The 7,755-nt window shown below is 74.8% G+C and carries 6 protein-coding genes; all 6 read left to right on the forward strand.

Features of this window, described 5'->3' with window-relative positions; genetic code table 11:
- Window positions 1–188: 188 nt before the first annotated feature.
- The 6 genes from GTW67_RS34715 (at window position 189) to GTW67_RS34740 (ending at window position 7,494) form a co-directional block, all read left to right on the forward strand.
- Window positions 189–716: a PaaI family thioesterase gene (locus tag GTW67_RS34715; RefSeq protein WP_161168694.1), complete on the forward strand. Its 528-nt coding sequence runs from the start codon at window positions 189–191 to the stop codon at window positions 714–716.
- A complete protein-coding gene (locus tag GTW67_RS34720) occupies window positions 698–1,840 on the forward strand; it encodes an acyl-CoA dehydrogenase family protein (protein ID WP_161168695.1) in 1,143 nt (380 codons plus the stop codon). Before GTW67_RS34715 ends, GTW67_RS34720 begins: the two co-directional genes overlap by 19 nt.
- A gap of 103 nt (window positions 1,841–1,943) precedes the next feature.
- Complete coding sequence (locus tag GTW67_RS34725; RefSeq protein WP_161168696.1) at window positions 1,944–4,199, forward strand: anthranilate synthase component I; 2,256 nt, start codon at window positions 1,944–1,946, stop codon at window positions 4,197–4,199.
- Window positions 4,196–5,845, forward strand: coding sequence for an ABC1 kinase family protein (locus tag GTW67_RS34730; protein ID WP_237519173.1), 1,650 nt, complete (start codon window positions 4,196–4,198; stop codon window positions 5,843–5,845). The genes GTW67_RS34725 and GTW67_RS34730 overlap by 4 nt, the downstream gene beginning before the upstream one ends.
- Before the next feature lie 112 nt (window positions 5,846–5,957).
- Window positions 5,958–6,800: a MurR/RpiR family transcriptional regulator gene (locus GTW67_RS34735; RefSeq protein ID WP_161168697.1), complete on the forward strand. Its 843-nt coding sequence runs from the start codon at window positions 5,958–5,960 to the stop codon at window positions 6,798–6,800.
- A 103-nt stretch (window positions 6,801–6,903) separates the two neighbouring features.
- Complete coding sequence (locus GTW67_RS34740) at window positions 6,904–7,494, forward strand: hypothetical protein (protein WP_161168698.1); 591 nt, start codon at window positions 6,904–6,906, stop codon at window positions 7,492–7,494.
- Window positions 7,495–7,755: the final 261 nt, after the last annotated feature.

Below are 7,755 nucleotides of genomic sequence, written 5' to 3' on the forward strand. Positions count from 1 at the left end.
CCCGGCCCGACGCGGCGCTCAAGCGTCGGCGCCGCAGACCGTCCGGTGGGACCTCGCGCCGTGCCCGGCAGGGCGTGGTGCGACGGGCCCGGTGCTCACGTCGGCACGAGCAGCGCGCGTACCCGCCGGGCGGGGCGCACGCCCACCCCGTACCGGTTCTCGAATCCTGGAAACGCGGAGATGCCAGCATGCTCGAAACCACCCCGCCACCCACCCGGCCGGTCCGGCTGCGCGGTCTGGCGCCGGACGGCGCTGACACCAGCGGCCGGCGCATGCTCGTCGGCCTGGCCGACGGCACGGTGCCCGACCCGCCGGCCGCCCGCACGCTCGCGCTGCCGCCCGCCACCTCCTGGCTGCCCGGCCTGGTCGTCTGCGAGACGTCCTTCGACGCGGCGCTGACCCTCACCCCCGGCGTCGTCTTCGGCGGCTGGATCGCCTGCCTGGTCGACCACTTCGCCGGCCTGGTGATGCTGTCGGCCATCCCGGACGGCACCGGCTTCCTCACCGCCGGCCTGTCCGTCGACTACCACGCGCCCCTGCTGCCCGGTCCCGTCCGTATCGAGACCGTACTGACCAGCTGCTCCACCCGCCGCGCCGTGGCCGAGGTGCGCTTCGCGCAGAACGGCACCCGCGCCTGCACCGGGACCGTCGAGCAGATCATCCACCGCACCACCGGCCGGCAGACGGAGCGAGGGACATGCGCGACAGCGAACTGACCCAGGACCACCGCGACTTCCAGGCCATGGTGCGCGACTTCGTGGAGCGGGAGATCGTCCCGTTCCACGCGGACTGGGAGCGTGCCGGACTCGTGGACCGCGAGGTGTGGCGCCGCGCCGGCAAGCTCGGTCTGCTGGGCATCGACGTACCGGAGGAGTACGGCGGCGGAGGCGTCCGCGACTTCCGCTACCAGGTCCTCCTCAGCGAGGAGATCATGCGCGTCGGCGCGACCGGCATCGGCTTCGCCCTGCACAACGACGTCGTCGCGCCCTACCTCCTGGAACTCGCCACCGACGAGCAGAAGCGCCGCTGGCTGCCCGGTTTCTGCTCGGGCGACCTGGTCACCGCCATCGCGATGACCGAACCGGAGGCCGGCAGCGACCTCCAGGCCATCCGCACGACCGCCTTCCCCGACGGCGACGACTACGTGCTGCGGGGCGCGAAGACGTTCATCACCAACGGCATCCACGCCGACCTGGTCGTCGTGGTCGCCCGGACCCGCCCCGGCACGGGCGCACGCGGCCTGAGCCTGCTCGTGGTCGAGCGCGGCATGCCCGGCTTTTCCCGCGGCCGCAAGCTGGAGAAGATCGGCATGGCCGCGCAGGACACCGCCGAGCTGTTCTTCGACGACGTCCGGGTCCCGGCGGCCAACCTGCTCGGCACCCCCGGCCGCGCCTTCCTGCACCTGGCCGCCAACCTGCCGCAGGAGCGCCTCGGCATCGCCGCCTACGCCGTGGCCGCCGCCGAGACCGCCTTCGCGCAGACCCTCGCCTACTGCAAGAGCCGCACCGCCTTCGGACAGCCCGTCGGCACGTTCCAGCACGTCCGCTTCGAACTGGCCGAGATGGCCACCGAGCTGGACGTCGCCCGCACCTACGTCGACCGGGCGGTGGCCGAGCACAACGCGGGGCGTCTCGACGCGGTCGCCGCGGCCAAGGCCAAGTGGTGGGCCACCGACGTCCAGCGCCGGGTCCTCGACCGCTGCGTCCAACTGCACGGCGGCTACGGCTTCATGCGGGAGACGCCCGTCGCCAGGGCGTTCGTGGACAACCGGGTGCACCCGATCTACGGCGGCACCAACGAAATCATGAAGGAGATCATCGGCCGCGACCTGGGCGTCTGACCCGGGTCGTCATCTCCGCCCCGCCCGGCCGCCCCCGCCCGGCCGTCAGCTCCGGCCGCCCCCGTCCGGCGAATCCGCCGACGACCCGACGCAAAGGACCACGATGACGGCAACGACCCACCGGACCGCGGCGACGGCACACCAGTGGACCACCCCGGCCGGCGCCGAGGTGACCCGCCTGTCCGAGCCCCTGGACCTCGAACGGGCGGAGACCGAGCTCGCCCGCCTGGAAGAAGCCCTGGACACCCGGCGCGGACTGCTGATGTCGGGCCGCTCGGACCAGCCGGGCCGCTACCGGCCGTACGACATCGCGTACGTCGACCCGCCCGTCGAGGTGACCGCCCACCAGGACGACGTCCGGCTGCGCGCCCTCAACGAACGCGGCCGGGTCCTGCTGCCCGCCCTCCTCCGGGCCCTGGCCCCGCTCGGACCCCGCCACGACGAGACCGCGGGCACCGTCACCGTCGCGATCGACCCGAGCGGCGGCGCACGCCACGACCAGGTCCCCTTCGCCGAGGAGGACCGCACCCGGCTGCCCTCGGCGTTCACCGTGCTGCGCGCCGTCGTCGCCGCCCTCGCGGCACCGGACGACGACGTGTGGGGCCTGTACGGCGCCTTCGGCTACGACCTCGTCCTGCAACTCGACCCCGTACCGCACCACCAGGACCGCGACCCGCGCGACCGCGTCCTCGCCCTGCACCTGCCGGACCGCATCCTGTGCGTCGACCGGCACCGGGGCACCGCCGTGCGCCACAGCTACGACTTCTCCCACGCCGGCCGCAGCACCTTCGGGCTCGACCGCGCCACGCCCGCGACCCCGCTCGCCCCGCCGGCCCGGCCGTCCGCCCCGCGCGACCACGCGCCGGGCGCGTACGCGGAGCTCGTCGGCCTCGCCAAGGAGCGGTTCCGTGCGGGCGACCTGTTCGAGGCCGTGCCCGGCCAGAGCTTCCACCGGCGTGCCGAGGCGCCGCCCTCGGAGGTGTTCCGCAGGCTGCGCGCCCGCAATCCGGCGCCGTACGGCCTGCTGATGAACCTCGCCGACGGCGAGCACCTGGCCGGGGCGTCGCCGGAGATGTTCGTCCGCGTCGACCCGCGCGCCCGCACCGTCGAGTCCTGCCCGATCAGCGGCACCGTCGCCCGCGGCCGGAACCCGCAGGAGGACGCCGAACAGATCCGCGCGCTGCTGGGCTCCGAGAAGGAGGAGTCGGAGCTGACGATGTGCACGGACGTCGACCGCAACGACAAGGCGCGGGTGTGCGTGCCGGGCAGCGTGGAGCTCCTGGCGCGCCGGCAGATCGAGCTCTACTCGCGGCTCATCCACACCGTCGACCACGTCCGCGGCCGGCTCCGCGACGACCGCGACGCGCTCGACGCCTTCATGAGCCACATGTGGGCGGTGACCGTCACGGGGGCGCCGAAGCGGGCGGCGATCGCCTTCGTCGAGGAGCACGAGCGCAGCCCGCGCCGCTGGTACGGCGGTGCGGTGGGCCGCATCGGCTTCGACGGGGGCCTGGAGACCGCGCTCACCCTGCGCACCGTGCAGTTCCGCGACGGCGTCGCCACCGTGCGGGCCGGGGCGACGCTGCTGTTCGACTCGGACCCGCGGGCGGAGGAGGCCGAGACGGTGCTCAAGGCGGGGGCGCTGCTCGACGCGGTCGAGAACGCGGGCGGTGACGCGGCCACGAGGGCGGGCGTACGGATGGCAGCCGCGTCGGCGGTGCGCGAGGGCCGTCGGCGCCGGGTCCTCCTCGTCGACCACCAGGACTCCTTCGTCCACACGCTCGGCGACTACGTCCGGCAGACCGGCGCGGAGGTCGTCACGTACCGCGCCGGGTTCCCCCTGGACCTGCTCGACACCGTGGCGCCCGACCTGGTGCTCCTCTCGCCCGGTCCGGGCCGCCCGGCGGACTTCGGGATGTCGGCCCTGCTGGACGGCGTGCTGGTCCGCGGACTGCCGGTGTTCGGGGTCTGCCTGGGCCTCCAGGGCATCGTGGAGCACTTCGGCGGCACCCTCGGCACGCTGCCGTGGCCCGTGCACGGCAAGCCGTCGACGGTCGAGGTCGCCGGCGACGGGGGGACGGTGTTCCGGAACATGCCGGCCCGTTTCCGCGCGGGGCGCTACCACTCCCTGTACGCCGACACCGCGACGCTGCCGCCCGACCTGCTGGTGACCGCCCGCACGGCCGACGGCACGGTGATGGGCGTCGAGCACCGGGCGCTGCCGGTGGCGGCGGTCCAGTTCCACCCGGAGTCGATCATGACGGCGGGGGAGGGCGCGGGCCAGACCCTGATCGCCAACGCCGTGGCCGGCCTCAAGGGCCCGGTGCGGGCCACCGCGACGGCGGGGAGCCCGCGATGACACAGAACGAGACGCACGAGCCCGCGACGGCCGCCCGCACCGAAGCCCTCGCGGAGGACCACACCGGGGCACCGGCGGACCGGCGTGCACCGGACGCCGGGGACGAGCAGACGGAGGCGCCCGCGGACGAGCGTGCGGCAGAACCGGCGGGCGAGCGTGGCGCCGAGCCCGCGGGCGAGCGTGCGGCAGAACCGGCGGACGAGCGTGCCGCAGAGCCCGCGGGCGAGCGGACCGGAACCCCCGACGACGGCCGGGCCGCGCACGACGAGGGACCCCGCGCGTCCGCGCACGACGCTCCCGCCGCCCGTGCCATACCCCGCTCCTCCTTCACCCGCGGCGCCCGCCTGATGTCCCTGCCGCTCGGCTTCGCCGGCCGCTCCGCGCTCGGGTTCGGGCGCCGGCTGCTGGGGGAGTCCGGCGACCTCCTCGCCGGTGAGGTGCAGCGCCGCACCGCCCGGCACCTCTTCCGCGTCCTGGGCGAACTCAAGGGCGGGGCCATGAAGTTCGGCCAGATGCTCTCCGTCTTCGAGGCGGCGCTCCCGCCGGAGGTCGTCGGCCCCTACCGCGCCGCCCTGACCCTGCTCCAGGAGGCCGCCCCCGCCCTGCCGGCGGAGCAGGTGCACGCGGTCCTGCGGGAGGAACTCGGCCCGGACTGGCGCGAGCAGTTCACCGCGTTCGAGGACACGCCCGCGGCGGCCGCGTCCATCGGCCAGGTGCACCGGGCCGTCCACACCGACGGCAGAACCGTCGCCGTCAAGATCCAGTATCCGGGCGCCGGCGAGGCCCTGCTCGGCGACTACGCCCAACTCGGCCGCCTGATCCGGCTGTTCTCCCTGGTCACCCCCGGCCTGGACGTCGAGCCCTTGCTGCGTGAACTGCGTGAACGGGTCGCCGAGGAGCTGGACTACCGGCTGGAGGCCGAGGCCCAGCAGGCGTTCGCCGACGCCTACCGGGGCGACAAGGAGATCCTGGTCCCCGACGTGGTGACGTACACCCGCCGGGTGCTCGTCACGGAGTGGCTGGAGGGGACGCCGCTCGCCTCCGTCATCCAAGGCGGCACCCAGGCCGAACGCGACGCCGCGGGCCTCTTGTACGCGCGCTTCCTCTTCTCCGGCCCCGAGCGCGCCGGACGCCTGCACGCCGACCCGCACCCCGGGAACTTCCGCCTGCTCCCGGACGGCCGGCTCGGCATCCTGGACTTCGGCGCCGTCAAGCACCTCCCCGACGGCTTCCCGCCGGCCCTCGGGGGCCTGATCCGGCTGGCCCAGGACGGGGACTGGCCCGCCGCGCAGGAACTCCTGGTGCGGGAGGGCTTCATCACGGCGGGCGCGCCCCTCGACCACGCGGCCCTCGGCGCCTTCCTGCTCCCCATGGCCACGCCGTCGGCCGGCGAGACGTACCGCTTCACCCGCGCATGGCTCCGCGAGGAGGTCGTGCACTCCGTCGACCTGCGCGAGGGCGGACTGCTGCGCCGCTTCAACCTCCCGCCCTCCTACGTGCTGGTGAACCGCGTCGTCGGCGCGGCCACCGCGGTCCTGTGCCAGCTGGAGTGCGAGATCCCGTTCCGCGCGGAGGCGGCCCGGTGGCTGCCGGGCTTCGTGCCCGGCACGGCCGACGCGGGGGAGAAGGAGCCCACGGACGCCTGAGAGGCCGGGACGGGCGCCGGCCGTTTCGGCACCGTGTGCCCCCGGCCCCCGTTCGCCTGTATAACGGTATGCAGAATCGGATACCGGTGAATAGGTCGAGGGGGAGCACGTCATGAGCGGGACGGACAGCCCGGCCGCGCGGCTTCAGGCGCTCTTCGAGGGGCACCGGCTGACGCCGACCCAGCGGCGCATCGCGCACAGCATGGTGCGGCGCGCGGCCGACGTGCCCTTCCTGTCCAGCGTCGAGCTGGCCGAGCTGGCCGGGGTCAGCCAGCCGTCCGTGACCCGCTTCGCCGTCGCCCTCGGCTTCGACGGCTACCCGGCGCTGCGCCGCCACCTGCGCGAGGTCGCACCCGCGGAGGCGGCGACGGACACGGGCTCCGCCAACGAGTACCAGCAGGCCGTGGCGGCCGAGATCGAGAACCTGCGGCACCTGGCGGAGGTGCTGGCCGACCCCGGACCGGTGCGGGAGGCGGGCCGGGTCCTCGCGGGCAGCCGGCCGCTCCCGGTCCTCGGGCTGCGCGCGGCGGCCGCCCAGGCGCACGGCTTCGCCTACTTCGCCGCCAAGGTCCACCCCGACGTGCGGCTCCTCAACGAGGGCGGCACCATGATCCACGACCGCATCGACGCCGCCGTCCGGGCCGGCGCGAGCGCCCTGATCTGCTTCGCCCTGCCCCGGCATCCGCGCGAGGTCGTCGACACCCTCGCCCACGCCAAGGAGGCGGGGCTCACGGTGGTGACCGTCGCCGACTCCGCCTTCGCGCCGGTCGCCAAGGTGTCCGACCTGCTGCTGCCCGCCGCCGTCGGCACGGGCCTCGCCTTCGACACGGCCTGCGCGCCGATGCTGATCGGCCGGGTGCTGCTGGAGGCGATGTGCGACGACCTGCCGGACGCCCAGGCCCGGCTGGAGGAGTTCGACGCCAAGGCCGCGGCCCGGGGCCTGTTCGTGGAGTGACCCGGCCCCCGTGCACCTGACCGGACGGCTTCTCAGACTCGTCTCAGCTTCCCCCGCTACAGTGCGGCGCCCTACACACAGGACTGTGGACGAGGAGGCGGAAGTGGCGCGCGGAGGACACGGAGGACAGGGACTGGCTCGGGTCGCCGTCGTCGTACGGGCGGGGGCGGCGCCGCTGTGGTGGCTCGGCGTACTGGCGGCGGGCATCGGGGTGCTGGTGCCGGGACTGACCGGACGGCGGATCGGCGTCCTGGCCGGCGCGGCGCTGTTCCTCGTGGCGACGGCCGTGGTGGCCTCCGTGCGCCGCAAGCGGTACACCGCCCTGGCCGGCTCGGCCGCCCGCGCCGGCAAGCACGACGTCCTCCAGGACCGCGCCGTGACCCTGCGCAACTGGCGCCGGGCCCACCGCTGGTGGCTGCTGCTCGCCTTCCTCGCCGCGCTCGGCAGCGCCTTCGCGATCCCGGCGACGGCGGGACTGCTGATGGCGGGCTGCGGCGTGGGCCTGTGGCTGAAGTCGGCCTGGATCGGCCGCCGCGAACAGGACGGAGACGCCCTGCACTGGGTCCGCGTGGACTGGCTGACCCACCACGGCCGCCCGACGGGCAGGACGGTCAAGTCCTACCGCACCACAGGCACAGCAGCAGGCGACGCGGCCCCGGGCGGAGCAAGGCGAAAGACACCGGCACTGGCCTGACAGGGAGTTTGGCGCTGGGGCCGCTGGGCGTCGGGGGGCAGGGCGCGCAGCGCCCTGCCCCCCCAGGGGCGCGGGGCTGTAACACGGTGCGGCTCCGCCGCGCGGGCGCGACCAGCCACGACGCACCCGCACCCTACGAACCTCCCACACCCCCACGGCGAAGACCGGTCAGCCCACCCACATACTCACCACCGGCCTCGGCCACGATCTCCTCCACCGCCTGCGCCCGGCGCACCACACCGAACACGACACCCCCGCCCC

The sequence above is a fragment of the Streptomyces sp. SID5910 genome (assembly GCF_009862125.1).
Lineage (GTDB): Bacteria > Actinomycetota > Actinomycetes > Streptomycetales > Streptomycetaceae > Streptomyces.

Coding starts and splice junctions, on each gene's coding strand:
- GTW67_RS34715 (WP_161168694.1), top strand. CDS start 189: ATGCTCGAAACCACCCCGCCACCCACCCGGCCGGTCCGGCTGCGCGGT.
- GTW67_RS34720 (WP_161168695.1), top strand. CDS start 698: ATGCGCGACAGCGAACTGACCCAGGACCACCGCGACTTCCAGGCCATG.
- GTW67_RS34725 (WP_161168696.1), top strand. CDS start 1,944: ATGACGGCAACGACCCACCGGACCGCGGCGACGGCACACCAGTGGACC.
- GTW67_RS34730 (WP_237519173.1), top strand. CDS start 4,196: ATGACACAGAACGAGACGCACGAGCCCGCGACGGCCGCCCGCACCGAA.
- GTW67_RS34735 (WP_161168697.1), top strand. CDS start 5,958: ATGAGCGGGACGGACAGCCCGGCCGCGCGGCTTCAGGCGCTCTTCGAG.